The 14,451-nt window shown below is 61.7% G+C and carries 12 protein-coding genes and 1 tRNA gene; 8 read left to right on the forward strand and 5 right to left on the reverse strand.

Translation table 11 applies throughout. The annotated features are described in order from the left end of the window. Window positions 1-116 precede the first annotated feature (116 nt). Window positions 117-404, forward strand: a complete 288-nt coding sequence (locus GO707_RS02135) for a hypothetical protein (RefSeq protein ID WP_114538928.1) — start codon at window positions 117-119, stop codon at window positions 402-404. Window positions 405-551: 147 nt separating this feature from the next. On the opposite strand, the gene GO707_RS02140 is transcribed toward GO707_RS02135, so the two are convergent. The 5 genes from GO707_RS02140 to GO707_RS02160 all read right to left on the reverse strand — a co-directional run bounded on the left by GO707_RS02140 (window position 552) and on the right by GO707_RS02160 (window position 4,772). After that, on the reverse strand, window positions 552-1,988 hold the full coding sequence (locus tag GO707_RS02140) for a hypothetical protein (RefSeq protein WP_114538929.1): 1,437 nt from the start codon (window positions 1,986-1,988) through the stop codon (window positions 552-554). A gap of 187 nt (window positions 1,989-2,175) precedes the next feature. Further along, window positions 2,176-3,177 (reverse strand): hypothetical protein, encoded by a 1,002-nt coding sequence (locus tag GO707_RS02145; RefSeq protein WP_114538930.1) that lies wholly within the window; start codon window positions 3,175-3,177, stop codon window positions 2,176-2,178. Window positions 3,178-3,339: 162 nt separating this feature from the next. Next, complete coding sequence (locus GO707_RS02150; RefSeq protein WP_114538931.1) at window positions 3,340-4,224, reverse strand: Fic family protein; 885 nt, start codon at window positions 4,222-4,224, stop codon at window positions 3,340-3,342. Window positions 4,225-4,307: 83 nt separating this feature from the next. Then, window positions 4,308-4,394 (reverse strand) — tRNA-Leu (locus tag GO707_RS02155). 147 nt (window positions 4,395-4,541) lie between these two features. Further along, window positions 4,542-4,772 (reverse strand): hypothetical protein, encoded by a 231-nt coding sequence (locus GO707_RS02160; RefSeq protein ID WP_157011873.1) that lies wholly within the window; start codon window positions 4,770-4,772, stop codon window positions 4,542-4,544. Window positions 4,773-5,117: 345 nt separating this feature from the next. On the opposite strand from GO707_RS02160, the gene purE reads away from it, so the two are divergent. The 7 genes from purE (at window position 5,118) to GO707_RS02195 (ending at window position 14,449) form a co-directional block, all read left to right on the forward strand. Continuing rightward, window positions 5,118-5,579, forward strand: a complete 462-nt coding sequence (gene purE, locus GO707_RS02165) for a 5-(carboxyamino)imidazole ribonucleotide mutase (RefSeq protein ID WP_114538933.1) — start codon at window positions 5,118-5,120, stop codon at window positions 5,577-5,579. A 418-nt stretch (window positions 5,580-5,997) separates the two neighbouring features. After that, window positions 5,998-8,418, forward strand: coding sequence for a thiamine pyrophosphate-dependent enzyme (locus GO707_RS02170; protein WP_157011875.1), 2,421 nt, complete (start codon window positions 5,998-6,000; stop codon window positions 8,416-8,418). Then, window positions 8,415-9,116 carry an indolepyruvate oxidoreductase subunit beta gene (locus GO707_RS02175; RefSeq protein ID WP_157011877.1) on the forward strand — a complete coding sequence of 234 codons (702 nt, stop codon included), beginning with the start codon at window positions 8,415-8,417 and terminating at the stop codon, window positions 9,114-9,116. The genes GO707_RS02170 and GO707_RS02175 overlap by 4 nt, the downstream gene beginning before the upstream one ends. Before the next feature lie 127 nt (window positions 9,117-9,243). Further along, window positions 9,244-9,549, forward strand: a complete 306-nt coding sequence (locus GO707_RS02180) for a type II toxin-antitoxin system prevent-host-death family antitoxin (RefSeq protein ID WP_022741620.1) — start codon at window positions 9,244-9,246, stop codon at window positions 9,547-9,549. Next, complete coding sequence (locus GO707_RS02185) at window positions 9,542-9,853, forward strand: type II toxin-antitoxin system RelE/ParE family toxin (protein WP_114538936.1); 312 nt, start codon at window positions 9,542-9,544, stop codon at window positions 9,851-9,853. Before GO707_RS02180 ends, GO707_RS02185 begins: the two co-directional genes overlap by 8 nt. A gap of 202 nt (window positions 9,854-10,055) precedes the next feature. Beyond that, window positions 10,056-11,363, forward strand: a complete 1,308-nt coding sequence (locus tag GO707_RS02190) for an ATP-binding protein (protein WP_022741614.1) — start codon at window positions 10,056-10,058, stop codon at window positions 11,361-11,363. Between the two features lie 419 nt (window positions 11,364-11,782). Further along, window positions 11,783-14,449 (forward strand): molybdopterin-dependent oxidoreductase, encoded by a 2,667-nt coding sequence (locus tag GO707_RS02195; protein WP_114548466.1) that lies wholly within the window; start codon window positions 11,783-11,785, stop codon window positions 14,447-14,449. The last annotated feature ends 2 nt before the right edge of the window (window positions 14,450-14,451 follow it).

Consider the following 14,451-nt stretch of genomic DNA (forward strand, 5'->3'; position numbering starts at 1 on the left):
TTAGCATTGCGATAAGCATGGCAGGATATTCTACGATTGTGCTAGTTCTAGGTTGGGTTATAGCATGGTTTGCAGTGTCCGTGCCGTGAGAAGGTGTTGCGGAAAAGGAGGCGTCCGTGGGCAGCAAGAAGCGGTCGGCGTGGCAGAAGCAGAAAGCGGAGTTCGCCGCATCTCTCGGCGGCATGGACGACCTGTTCGCCAGCGAGAACGCGCGCAGCCAGCGCCATGACGAGGAGCGCGCCGCGGCCCTTCGCCACAAGGCCTGCGAGCGCAAGAACCGCTATGCCAGCCGCTACGAGGCCGAACTCACCGCCGCCGAGTGCGCCGAACACGGCGCCCCGCCCCTGCACGTCTACCACTGCCCCTATTGCAATGGCTGGCACCTCACCTCAAAGGGGGAGTAACCAGGCACGCGAACACTTCTGGTGTAGCCCCCAAGCCTTTCGCATCTTTCGCAGAGTTTCGCAAGTTTCGCAGAGTTTCGCAAGTTTCGCAAAAAGGGGGAGGGGCCCGTTGCGCGGTAATTTCCTGTTTCGGGCAGCGTGGCGGGCTCAGCGCCGGGCGCGGCGGTTCATGGCGAAGGCGATGGCGCCGGCTGCCGCTGCTCCCAGGGCGAGGCTTGCGATGATGGCAAAGGGGACGAGATCCCCCGTTTGGGCCAGCCGTTCGCCCTCCTTCAAGCCGGTCTCGTAGACATTCTTCACGTAGTCGGCGTCGGACTTGCTCACGGGGTTCTCGATCATTTCGTCGGTGATTTCCGTCTTGTCTTGAGCGTCGCCCGATTCGATGAAGTCCTTCACGATCTCGTCCTTCACATCGTCAGGCAGGGCGTCTTCGATCTCGTCCTTATCGAAAGTGGTGTCGCTCGGCATGCTCGGTGCGGTGCTTCCGTCAGCGCTCGGCGTATCGGCGGGCTTGCTGGCGCTGGAATCGTCCGCTGGCTTGTCGGCGTCGGAGTCATCGGCGGGTTGGTCGGCGGAATCGTCGCCGTTTTCGCTATCGTCGGGCTGCGCCCCATCGCCCGGCTGCGCCCCATCGCCCGGCTGCGTCCCATCGCCCGGCTGCGCCCCATCGCCGGGCTGCGTCGTGTCGCTGGGAATCTCAATATCGTCGGGCAGGTTCGCGGAATCGGGCACATAGAGCACATTGATGACGTTGTCGTCGGGATTTACGCCCACATGTATCTCGGAAGGATAGGTGTCCACCACATAGGTGCCGTCAATCTTGTACTCGTAGGCATCCCCCTTGACGAGTTGGTCGAAGCGCTGGTTGGTGAAGGTCTCCGATCCCATCTTAACGAACTTCACGTCATCGGGCGCCAGCGCGTCCTTCCAGTTGTCGGCGGTCAGGTCGGCGTTTTCCATGAGGTAGTAGTTCACGGTGTACTCGTTGTTCCACAGCTTGAAGTAGAAGAGGTTGATGACGTTATCGGAAGGGTTCTCAGTCAACGTGAGATTCTGCGGCCAACCGTCCCAGAAGAAATACCCGGGGATGTCGACTACGTAATCCCATGCGTTGATCGTTTGCCCGACGTGTACGTCGGTGAGCTCGTAGGAACCCAGCAACACCCGGCCGTTCTCGTCGGGCTCGGTATCGCCGTCGTCGTAATTGACGTTTTCGTAGTACATGATCGTCGCCGTGGTCGGTGCCCCCTCAGCAGCCTTCTCGTTGCTTTCATGGGCGTCGGGAGAGGCGTTGCCTTCTGCTGGTGTCGCCTCGGCCGCTGTTGCGTCGGTGCTGGTGGAGCCTTCAGTGTTCTCGGCCGCTGAGCTTTCATCAGATGTATCGGCCGCGGGGGCGGCGTTGTCTTCCGCTGCGGCATCGCTGGTCTCGGCAGCTTCCGCGTTCGTGTCGGAAGCCGTCGAGGCCAGGGCCTGGATGGCGCTGCTTCCCTGCTGGTAGGCGCACGCCCCGAGGGGGATAACGAGGCACAGCGCCAGTATCCACAGGGCGACAACGCGGACAGTTCGTTTCTTTGAAGCGGTCATGACGGTCTCCGATCCTCGGCTCCATCGATTATTTCTGAGCAAAAATATCGACTTTAGTATAGGAGGCGTCTTCCGCGCGGCCGCTCGTGCCTGCAAGCTGTCATCACTTCTCACGCAAGCCGTTTTCCCGCGGAAACATTGGCTCTCGCCGGGCCTGCCGAAAGCAAAGGGTGGCGGGACGGCGCAGCTATTCCCTCGTCGGGAACGAGTACACGTACTGGCCGCCATAGAACTTGCCGAGCAGGTAGAGGTTGCTCGCCGCCTCGTTGGCCAGGTACACCTCGCCGTTCACGTCGTCGATGCCCTCGGCCATGGGCGGCACGGTAAGCGTCTCCACCCGCGTGGCCTCGTCCAGGAAGTACAGCGGCGCCTTGTGCCCTTCCACGAGATAGCTGCCGCCGCGCTTGGCCTGGGCCGGGTCGTAGATGCGCACCTCGGCGTCGCCGAACCCCCACGCCAGGCTGAGGACGATGTTCCCCTCGGGCGTGACGCACATGCCCTGCACGTTGCCGGGAATGGAGTACACCGCCGAGGGATGCTCGCCGAAGCCGAAGGGGCCGCCGTCGTGCGGGGCGTAGGCAAGCAGGAGAGCCGGGTTCGTCTCGCCGGAGGGGCAGCGCAGCCAGTGGCTCTTCGGTGTGGGGTAGAACAGCCGATGGGAGAACTCGCCGATGTAGAGCATGTCCTTCTGCACGGTCATGAAGGCGGGCATAAGCGGCACGGCGCGGTGCCCGGTTGCCTGCAGCACGTCGCCGTCGGCCGCCTTGGCTAGCTCGGCGCGATCCAGCGCGATGAACCCGTCGCGCACGGTGAGGAACACGAAGGGCCCGGCAGCTGTCACGGCGGCGCCGTGACCGCGGTACAGCGAGCCCTCGGGCAGGCGCACCTCGTGGCGGCGCACCGTACCGTCGGCGCCCACCTGGTAGATGGGGGAGGGCCGGCGGTTCGCCAGGTAGCCGCTGAAGAGCCAGGTTTGCTCATCGGACAGGTAGAACAGGTCCTGGGGCACGAAGCCCTCGCTGATGCCGGGAATCTTGAAGCGGCGCGTGGCCTCGGCGTAGAACGGCTTGCACGTGGTGCGCACCGCGCGGCGCTTCAGCAGAAACCCCGTGAAGGCCACGGCGGCACCGGCGGCAATGCCGGCGCTCGCGACGACGATGGTGGGCAAGGTCTTGGACTTCCCGCTCATAAGGAACCTCCCAACGGCGAAAGATTGCGCGTCGTGCGCAGATCCGCGCCGAAGAGCCGGCACGGGCTGCGCATCGGTTCCATTGTGCGTCCGTTTCCCCGCGGCGCAGGCCGCCTGCCGCGTTTGTTACGCGCAGGTCAGAAACACCTTGCGGGACTGTGGCTATCTTCTCAGCGCCCTTGAGGGGTCGATGTGCTTGAGAAGCTGGGGATTGTCGAAGAGCTCGGGGCAGAGAAGGGCCTCGCGATTAAGGGCGTGCTCGGCGCCTAGCAGCAGATTCTCGTAAAATGCCTCCAGCGGTTTTCGCTCGGGCAAGATACCGGCCTCGTTGTTGCGGTAGTTGGCCCGCACCAGGGCGTCGCGGTAGTAACGCGCGTGCTTTTGGAAGGGCTCGTTGCCCACGGTGAAGCCGAGCGAGCCGAGGTACAGTTCCGAGAACACAGCCACGGTGCGGGTGTTGCCCTCGACGAAGGGGTGCACCTGCCAGAGAAACGCGATGAACTGCGCGAGCCGCGCGACATCGGCCTCGGAGAGCGTCGTTCCGTAAGACTGGCGGCCTTCCTCGCGGAACAGGTAGTCCAGCGACGTCTGGATCATGGCCGGGTCGGCGTACAGCACGCTGTCGCCGTTGAGAATATCCTCCTGCTTTACGAGTCGCTCGGTTTTGAACTGGCCCGGTCGATAGGTCTCGGCATCGAGATCTTGGAACAGCGCGCGGTGGATAAGGGAGAGCATGTCGGGGGCGAAGACGAAGCTGCCGGCCTCCAGCATCTCGGCGATGCGCTGGCTGACCAGATCGGCCTCGGCCGTGGCCTGCCGCCCGTCCGCTTCCCCCGTGTGATAGGCGCGGATGAGCTCGCCTGTCTCCTGCAAGGTGTACTGGCCCTGTTCGTAGCTGCGGGCCAGGTCGTGCAGGTAGGGAGATACTTCCAGCCCGTCCACCGCCTGCAGCCCGATGGCCACAGCCCAGTAGTGCCGCCGCGCCTCTGCATCGGAGGCATGGGTGTCGGTCTCATAGGGGAAGTCGTCGAAGCTATCGGCAGACATAGCCCATCCTTCTCGTTGACCCTTTCTGCTGAGTGGAGGTGGCGGAAAGTAAAACGCCCTCCGAAGAGGGCGTTCGTTTCAAATGGTGCGGGCGAGAGGACTTGAACCTCCATGGGGTTGCCCCCATACGGACCTGAACCGTACGCGTCTGCCAATTCCGCCACGCCCGCAGGTGCTTTTTCGGCCTTGCCAAAAGAGCGTTGACTATCTTACCCGACTTACGCCACCGGTGCAAGAAGTTTTTTTGGGAAATGCCGCGTTTTCGTCAGGGCCATGGCTCGGAGAAGAGGACGCTGCGTTGGTCAGGCGGGGTCGGCCTATTCCCCGCGCAGGATGGTGTCGGCGGTCTCGGTGAGGGCGGCGTCGGTTTCGTTCTGCTGGCGACGCTCGGCCTTCTTCTCGTGAGCGATCTCGTCGCCGATAGCTTCGTGGAAGCCGTGGGCTTCGCGCTCCTCTTGTTCCTTTACTTTGCGAATCTCGTCACCGATATGGTCTTCGACGTGCTTTTCCTTCTGCGTCTCGTGCTGGTGGTACGTTTCCTGGCTCACGGTGGCCTCCCTTTCGAAGCAGCGGCAACGGTGTTTCCATGTCGCTCGATCAATTGCCATTCATTTTGCGATAGGTCCAGCGGCTTCTTCTCTTCGCCGCCCTAACCGTCAACGAACCGCAACGGCTTTGTCGGGATATCTATCCTTCTATGACCATGATGTTCCGTTAATCTCCGTTAAGTTCCGTTATTCTCCGTTAAATCTCTTGAACAGGAGGAGGCCGTTGGCTGAAAACGGAATCTCCAGTCTGTTTGCCTGCAGGGGCGTGCGGCTATAATAACGGCGACAGAGCACAAGGCGATAGAACGTAGCCGCACAACAAGCACCGAGGGAAAGGACGCGGATATGGCAGAGGCAACGCCGGTCGTGGGTATTATCATGGGGTCGGAATCGGACATGCCGGCCATGGAGCCGTGCATGGCCCAGTTGGACGCCATGGGCGTGCCCTACGAGGTGAAGGTAGCGAGCGCCCACCGCAAGCCGGCCGTAGTGCACGAGTGGGCCGAAACGGCCCACGATCGCGGCATCAAGGTGATCATCGCCGCCGCCGGCAAGGCCGCGCATCTGGGCGGCGTGGTGGCCGCCTTCACGCCGCTGCCGGTCATCGCCGTGCCCATGAAGACGAGCGATTTGGGCGGCCTGGACTCGCTGCTGTCCATGGTGCAGATGCCCTCGGGCGTGCCGGTGGCCTGCGTGGCCATCAACGGCGCGAAGAACGCCGCCATTCTGGCCGTGCAGATGATGGGCACGGGCGATGCGACCATGCTGCAAAAGGTGGCCGACCTGAAGGCAGAGATGGCGTCGTAAGCCGTTCTCGTCTTGTGATGGGTGCGGTCTACGCCACGCAATTTGCTCGACGGTTTACGTGGCAGAGGCGGCCTTGTTCGTGGTTGCAGGCAGTTTGGACTCCGATTTTTCCCAAAAAATTGCGTTTGTTAGCATCCGCAGTGGAGCCGCGGGAAATCTAAGGGACGAAAATGACGCTAATGAGGGCAAATGGTTCAATTTCGGGGCAGAAAGTGGACATGAGGCGAGGTCTTCCGTCTCGAATGTCTGCAGAAAATGCTAACAACCGCAATTTTTGGCGAAAAGCCGATAGGCAAATTGTCCCAGTAGATTGAGTCGGCGGGTAGACAGTAAGTTGATACCGACAGAAAGAGCGTCCGTTAGGTTGACGCCAGCGGATAGGTTGTTCCAACAGGTTGACGAGAGTGGCGGAACGAACATGGTGAAGAAACTTTTGATGGGCAATGAGGCGTTTGCCCACGCGGCTCTGGAAGCCGGGGTGAACGTGGTGGCAGGCTATCCGGGCACGCCGTCGTCGGAGCTGGTGGAAACTGTGGCGAAGCTGCACGCGGCGGGCGCGGCCCAGGACGTGCATGTGGAATGGTCCACCAACGAGAAGGCGGCGCTCGAGATGCTGGCCGGCGCGTCCTACTGCGGCGCGCGGGTGCTGTTCACCTGCAAGCAGGTGGGGCTGAACGTCGCTTCCGATGCGCTCATGTCGCTGAACTACGTGGGCACGGGCGGCGGCTGCGTGCTGTTCGTGGCCGACGATCCGGGCCCCATCTCCTCCCAAACCGAGCAGGACACGCGTCGGTTCGGCGCCTTCGCGAAGGTGCCGGTGCTCGATCCGGCCACGCCCGAGCAGGGCTTCGCCATGATGCGGGCCGCCTTCGATCTGTCCGAGCGCTACCACACGCCGGTCATCGTGCGTCCCACGACGCGTATCAACCATGCTTCCACGTTCTTCGAGGTGGCCGAGGAAACTCACGGTCGTCCGCTGCCTGAAGAAGGTTTCCAGAAGGATCCGAAGTGGGTCATCTTCCCCAAGCGCGCCTTTGAGGCCCACGGCGAGATCAACCGTCGCCTGGCCCAGATTGCCTGGGACTACGCTTACGATCCGGCATTCGCGCGGTTCAACGAAGTGTTCGAAGGGGGCGGGGAAGGTGAGGGCGCTTGCGTGCAGAATGGCGTCGAAGGTGCTGGAGCGTCCGCTCCTGCGGTGGGCATTGTGGCTGGCGGCGTATCGGCAGCCTACGCCCGCGAGGCGTTATCGCTTATTGAGGCCCAGGCCTCCCGCGCCGGAATTCCTGTGCCCCGCTACCGTTTCATGGCCGTAGGCACGCCCTACCCTTTCCCGGCCGAGACGGCGGCGGCCTTCGCCGAGGAGCTGACCGATGTGATCGTCTTCGAAGAACTCGATTCCGTGCTGGAAGAGGAAATGCTGAAGCTGACCGGCGCGCGCCATCTGCCGCTGCGGGTGCACGGCAAGCTGACCGGCGAGGCTAACGATCGCGGCGAGAACACGACCGAGAACATCGCCGGTCGTCTGGGCAGGTTCTTCGACCGCACGAGCGCGTCTGCTGACTCTCCGCGCGAGGGCGGCGGCACCTCCACGTGCTCAAGCAATGGCTCGCTCGGCGGAACAGCCCACTGGGCTGTTCCGTTCGCTGTGCAACCTGCGAGCGAGGAGGTACCGCCGCCCTCGCGCTGCTCTTCCGAGACTGAGCACGGGGCCTCCCCCGACGCCGGGTGCGGACAGGCTGGTTCCCTTGCCGCCCTGGTGGCGTCCATCATCGGCGCCAACAACCTCGGCTACGACGGCCCCTTGCCGGTCCGTCCGCCGGTGCTGTGCGCGGGTTGTCCCCATCGCGGCAGCTTCTATGCCGCGAAGCAGGCGCTCCGCGGACGCGAGGCGGTGCTGTGCGGCGATATCGGCTGCTACACGCTCGGCAACGCCCAGCCACTTGATGCCGTGGACACCTGCCTGTGCATGGGCGCGGGCATCACCATGGCTCAGGGCTTCGCGGTGGCCGAGCCGCACAAGAAGCAGGTGGCCTTCGTGGGCGACTCCACGTTCTTCGCCAGCGCCATGACCGGCATCGCCAATGCCGTGTACAACGGCCACGACGTCACCTTCGCCATTCTGGACAACGCCACCACGGCCATGACCGGCAGCCAGCCGCACCCCGGCACGGGCGTCACGCTCATGGGCGAGCGGCGGCGTCCCATTGTGATTGAGGAAGTGCTGCACGGCCTCGGCATCCAGCACATCGGGTTCGCGAATCCGCACAGCCTGGAAAGCTCCGTGGCGGCGGCCCGCGCGGCCATCGACTTCGAAGGCCCGTCGGCGATCATCTTCCGCGCCCCGTGCATCCAGCTGAAGAAGCCCGATGCGCCGGTGACTATCGACGCCGATACGTGCACGGGCTGCAAGAAGTGCATCACCTCCATCGGGTGCCCCGGCATCGGCTTCGACGAAGGGCTGCGCGGCCCGAAATCCGGCGGACGCGGCCAGGCGTTCGTGGACACGAGCCTGTGCGACGGCTGCGGCCTGTGTACTCAGGTGTGCTCCTTTAACGCCATCCAGGGTGCCGTGGGTTTTGGCGGTGCGGTTCCGGCCGAGCCGGCCATCTACGCTCCGAACCCCGACCCGTTCCAAACGGGGCCGATCCCTCGTGTACTGACTGATGAGATGAACGACTTCCAGGAAACGGAGATAGCAGGCGAGCCGAACGAGACGCCTGGTGAGGTGTTGGGGGCAGCCGAAGGGGTGTCAGTGGCAGAACGCATCGTGCATTCCGAAGGGCCGACTGGCCCCTTGGCGGGATTGCCGCTGTCGGAGGAAGGAGGCGTGCGATGATTGACATTCTGCTTGCGGGCGTGGGCGGCCAGGGCACGGTGCTGGCCGCGAAGGTGCTGGCCCAGGCGGCGCAGAACAAGGGCTGGCAGGTGCGCACGGCCGAGACCATCGGCATGGCCCAGCGCGGCGGCAATGTAACGAGCCACGTGCGCATGGGGTCGAACGGGGAGGCGGTGTACTCTCCGCTCATCACGCCGGGTACGGCCGACATGGTCATCGCTCTGGAGCCGGGCGAGGCGGCCCGCGCGCTGCCCTATCTGGCGCCGGGCGGTGTGCTGGTGACGGCCACGACGGCCATCCAGCCGGTGACGGCGGCCCTGGCGAGCCAGCCTTATCGTGCCGGCGACGTTGTGGCAGCTTTGGCGAACTCCCTGCAGGCGGAGGCGTCCCACGAGCAAGCAGCCGAAACGATCGTTGCGCCGAACACCGTGACTGCTGACCAGGACGCCAGCGCCGATGGCGCGGAAGGCTACCCGGTGCCCCTGTTCATCCCCGTGGACGACGAGGCCCTCGTGCGCGAGGCCGGTGCGAGCTCCCGCAAGTCCCTCAACATGATGCTGCTCGCCGTGGCCGTGGCCCAGGGCCGTGTGCCGCTCACCGTCGACGAGCTGAAAGATGCGGTGCGCGCCCGCGTGAAGCCCCAGTTCGTCGCCATGAACCTCGCCGCCATTGACACCGCCGTCGCCAACTTCGGATAACAGAGGGCCTCGGATAATTTGCTCTAGCTGAATAACATGCAAGAGTTCTCATAGACGTGTTGCTTGATTTGTCAATTAAAGCATCTATAATTAATACCATAATTATGGTAATGAAAGTAGGTGCCTTATGACAGCCGCTGTGGCAGCGCTTCCGCTTATTCGACCTATCACTGATTTGCGCACGCAGTTCAATGACGTGTGCGCTCAGGCGACGGAGAGCCAGGAACCCATCATCCTCACGAAAAACGGCGTACCGGCCTATGTGCTGGAAGACTGCGCCGCTTATGAGGCCGCCGCTCAGCGCAACCGCATGTTCCTCGCCTTGCGTGAGGCGGAAATTGAAGAGCGCTACCGCCCGGAGGCGCTCACAGCGGAGGAATCCGACGCGCGCATGGCCGAAATCTTCAAGGTATGGGGGCTCGACTATGCTTGATCTTGCATGGCGTCCGCGGGCGCAGCTCGATCGGGAGTCCATCGCCATTTACCTCGGCCTCGAGCGGGGAATGCCCCAGGCGGCCCTCGATGCGATAAAGGGTATCGATGCGGCTTTGGAAACCGTACGAACCTTTCCGGACGCCGGCGGCCACTTTACCGACGACCATCTCGAGCACGAGTACCGCACGACGCTTGCGGGCCCCTACATCATCTACTACCGTTACAATGCCACTACGCTTACGGTGTACCGCATCATGCATCAGCGCCAATCCATCGACACCTACAGCCTGATTGAGTATTAACACTCAATCCAGAATCAGTATAGGTTGCCAAGGTACAATTCGAAAACAGTTGATCTCAATCAACCCTCAACCGATCAAACTCGGAAAAACATGAATCAAAAACTCGGAAAACCATGAATCAAAAACTCGGAAAACCATGAATAGTTTGATAGTATAGGGTCGATGCAAAGAAGCCGCTCGTAGAGAAAAGGTTGCGTGGGCCATGCCTCGGAAAACGCTTGTAAAGAATGGATATCTGCCGCGTCTTGTGGACGAGCAAATAGAGCGCTATCTCGAGGTCTTCGGGGCCGTAGAGGTGGCTGGTACGAAGTGGTGCGGAAAGACGTGGACGGCTTTGGCCCACGCGCAAAGCGTCAGCTATGTGGATGAAGAGTTGGACATGGCTCGTGCCGACCCAAAACTCATGCTCATAGGCGATCGCCCCCACGTTATAGACGAATGGCAGCTTGCGCCTGCGATTTGGAATGCAGTTCGTCATGCCATAGATGACGAGCGGGGGTTAAGGGGAGCGTGGCTGCTGACTGGGTCGTCCACCCCGATCTCGTCCGATGACCAAGAGGGCCAGAGCAGGCATAGTGGTGCGGGTCGGATTGGCTCTGTGAGGATGTATCCCTTCAGCTTGGCCGAGTCTGGGGAGTCTGAACGTTCTGTCTCGCTCCGCGGTCTATTCGCTCACCGGTTTCAGCCAGCGAAAGTTGAAAACGATACGCGTCAGCTAGCTGAGTTGATCTGCCGTGGGGGATGGCCCGAAGCCCTCGATCTTTCCGCTGAAAACGGTCAGCTCGTTGCAAGAGAATATCTGCGTCTTGTTTTCGAAAAGAGTGCTCCTAAACATGGCAAGAGTGGAGAGGTGGCCCGTCGGTTGTGCTTGTCGATTGCCCGCAATTTGGGACAGTCTCCAACCTACAAGACCATCATCAGCGATATGTACGGCGGAGAGGACAATCCATCATCCCTCGTAACCGAGCAGACGCTCGCCTCGTATCTGGAGTTTCTTCGCTCGATCTACCTTGTCGAGGAGGTGCCGGGCTGGGTGCCGCCAAAGCGCTCAAAAAAGCGCCTAGCGACGAAGCCGAAGCGCTACTTCGCCGATCCGTCGTTGGCCGCCGCCCTGCTATTGCTTTCGCCGGATTCCCTCCTCGCGGATGGGCAGACCTTCGGTCTTGTTTTCGAGAATCTTTGCATTCGCGATCTCAAGGTATACGCCCAGGCGATGGATCCTTCGATGCCGGCGGCTGTTTACTACTATCGGGACGATTCGGGGTTAGAGGCCGATGCTGTCATAGAGACCCTGGATGGTAGATGGGCCGCCTTCGAGTTCAAGCTCAGCGAAGAGAAGGTTCCCGATGCGGTGAAATCTCTCAGGCGGCTGCGGAAGAAAGTTGCAGAAAACCCACGAGCGCAGGGGCGTCCTCCAGAGTTCCTCTGTGTGATAACCGGCATTGGCTCGTATGCTAGAGAAGTGGAAGAGGGCATTTACGTCGTGCCCCTCAGGGCGCTGGCAGACTGATACGGTGTACCGCATCATGCACCAGCGCCAATCCATCGACACCTACAGCCTGGTCGAGTATTAAAGGACTTCCAGCGGGATTTACCGCTTGGAGTGAAAGAATTTTCTTCCATGATAGCTTCTAAGTTCCTCTAAGTTTGCAAGGGGTTCCCTGCAAAGACCTATTAGAACTACGGAGGGGAGGAGTACGGGTAATTCTGATTTGGGAGAAAAATTCGTGAAATAATCTCCCGCAGCGGAGATTTTTACGGCAAAGAGGATTATCTGCACTCGCTCGAAGAACGCTTGGCCTCGGGGCAATTAATAATTCGGAAAGAAAGATTGCGGATGGCGGTAATGGCTATTGGGGTCTGGTTCTCGTACTCTTGTAGACACGTTGAGGAGAACGTGCTTCTGAGTAAGGGAGAAGAGGAGGACCTATGGCTCGCAATGAAGAGACGCTCCACGTTGATTCGCACCCGACGACTCGGAACGCTGCTCATCTGACTCGCCGCAGCTTTATCAAAGCCACTACGGCTGCTACGGCTTTGGCCGCGGCTAGCTCGCTGACTGCTTGCGCTCCGGCTACGAGCGATTTGGCCGCTACGGGTGAAGATGCTGAAGCTGCCCATCCGGTCGGTCGCGATATCGTGTCAGGCGAGTGGAAGACGGCGGCCTGCTGGCACAACTGCGGTGGTCGCTGCCTGAACAAGGTGCTTGTGCAAGACGGCGTTGTCGTGCGCCAGAAGACCGACGACACCCACGAGGACAGTCCGGACTATCCGCAGCAGCGCGGGTGCCTGCGCGGCCGCAGCCAGCGCAAGCAGGTGTTCGCCGAGGATCGCATCAAGTATCCGCTCAAGCGCGCCGGCTGGAGCTTGGACGCTCCCAATGGCGAGTTGCGCGGCAAGGACGAGTGGGAGCGTGTGAGCTGGGACGAGGCGCTCGATCTGGTGGCTCAGGGCCTGACTCGCGCCAAGGAGCAGTATGGCAACCGCTCCATCCTGCTCCTGAAGGGTTGGAATCCCGAGATGACCCGCACCATGGGCGCCTTCGGCGGCTTCACGAACTTCTGGGACACCAACTCCTATGGCTCCTGGTCGAAGACTCCGTTCGTCATCGGGTTCCATCACGACAACATGCAGGACCAGACTATCAACGACCGTTACGACCTGCGCAACTGCGAGACCATCGTCATGATGGCTATGAACCCGGCCTGGAGCGCTGCGGGCAGCCAAATGTGGAACTACTGGCAGGCCAAGGCCGCCGGCGCGAAGTTCATCGTCGTTGATCCCATGTACAGCGAGACGGCGGCCACCTTGGATGCGGAGTGGATTCCCATTCGCCCGGCCACCGACATGGCCTTCCTGCTCGGCGTGGCCTACGCCATGCTGGAGGCCGACGAGGCTGAGGGCCTCATTGACTGGGACTTCCTGAACCGCTGCACCGTGGGCTTCGATGCCGAGCATATGCCGTCCGATGCTAAACAGCAGACGAACTTCAAGGACTACGTGCAGGGCGCCTACGACAACACGCCGAAAACGCCGGAATGGGCCAGCGAAATCTGCGGTGCCTCGCCCGAGGCCATCCGCAATCTGGCCCGCGCTATGGGCAAGGATCACAAGGTGGGCTTCCTCGTGTCGGCTGCCTCGGCCCGCGTCAACAACACCGACAACCTGCCCCAGCTCGTCATGACCGTGGGCGCCATGGGCGGCCACATGGGCAAGTCGGGCCACATGACGGGTTCCACCATGCATGTGACTTCGGGTAATGGCGGGCCGGCTCTCATTAAGGCCGGCAAGGACGGTCTGCCCGAGATCAAGAACCCCGTGGATGACCACATCAATGGCAACGAGGTGTGGGATGCTGTCATCGATGGCACTTATACTTTCACGGGCACGAAGCACTACGACCCGGCCGAGAAGCGCGATATCGACATCCACGTCATCTACCATTCAAGCGGCAACAAACTGCAGACCAACGTGGGCATGGCCCGCGCCATCGAGGCCCATCGCAAGGTGGACATGGTGGTGGCCCATGCCCAGTTCTTTACCTCGGCCGCCCGCTATGCCGACATCATCCTGCCCCTCACCACCGAGTGGGAGCGCTTCGACGGTCTGTTCGGCGGCACGCTCGGCCATAAGTCGAACCGCGAGATGATGGTGGCCTATCAGCAGATCATCGACCCCTTGTACGAGGCAAAGTCCGACCAGGACATTGCCTGCGAGCTAGCCGAGAAGCTGGGCATCGCGCGCGCTGATGTGTACCCCTTCGATGTGAAGCAGCAGTATTTCAATCAGCTGGCTTCCATGGAGGTGTGCGACGAGGACGGCAAAACCTATGTGCCGGCCGTGGGCATCACCCAGGAAGACATCGACGAGCTGGGCGTGGAAGGCGAGCCCCAGGAGGGCAAGCTGGCCTATCAGGAGCTCAAGCAGCTCGGCGTGTATCAGGTCAAGCGCACTCCCGACGACAACTACGGCTATATTGCTTTCAAGGACTTCGTGGAAGACCCCGAGGCTAATCCGCTGGAAACGCCCTCCGGTAAGCTGGAGATATACAGCCAGACGCTTGCGGACACGTTCTCGGCCATGGGTTGGGACACGGTGACCCCCATTCCCACCTATGTGAAGGTGACCAACGGCTACGAGGACGCCTCCGCGTCCGGGGCTGAGTATCCCCTGCAGGTGATGAACCCCCACTATCTGCGTCGTGCTCACTCGGTGTTCGACAATATCGGCTGGTTGCGCGAGGCGTGGACGAACCCGGTGTTCATCAGCACTGCCGACGCCGATGCGGCCGGGGTGTCCGACGGCGACACGGTGCTCGTCTCGAGCCCCTACGGCCAGTGCGTGCGCAACGCCTGCGTGTATGCGGGCCTCATGCCCGGCGTGGTGGCTCTGCCTCACGGCGCGTGGGTGGCCGTGGACGAAGAGACTGGTATCGATGTGGCCGGCGCTGACAACTGCCTGACGGGCCCCGCCCCCAACGGTCAGGGCGTGTCGGGCTACAATTCCGCGCTCTGCAAGATTGAGAAGTACACGGGCGAGGCTTTGGCTCCCGATGCCGAGCAGCCGCTTCGCATTGTCTGCAAGGATGGTGAGTAACC

The sequence above is a fragment of the Adlercreutzia rubneri genome (assembly GCF_009755265.1).
GTDB classification, from domain to species: domain Bacteria; phylum Actinomycetota; class Coriobacteriia; order Coriobacteriales; family Eggerthellaceae; genus Adlercreutzia; species Adlercreutzia rubneri.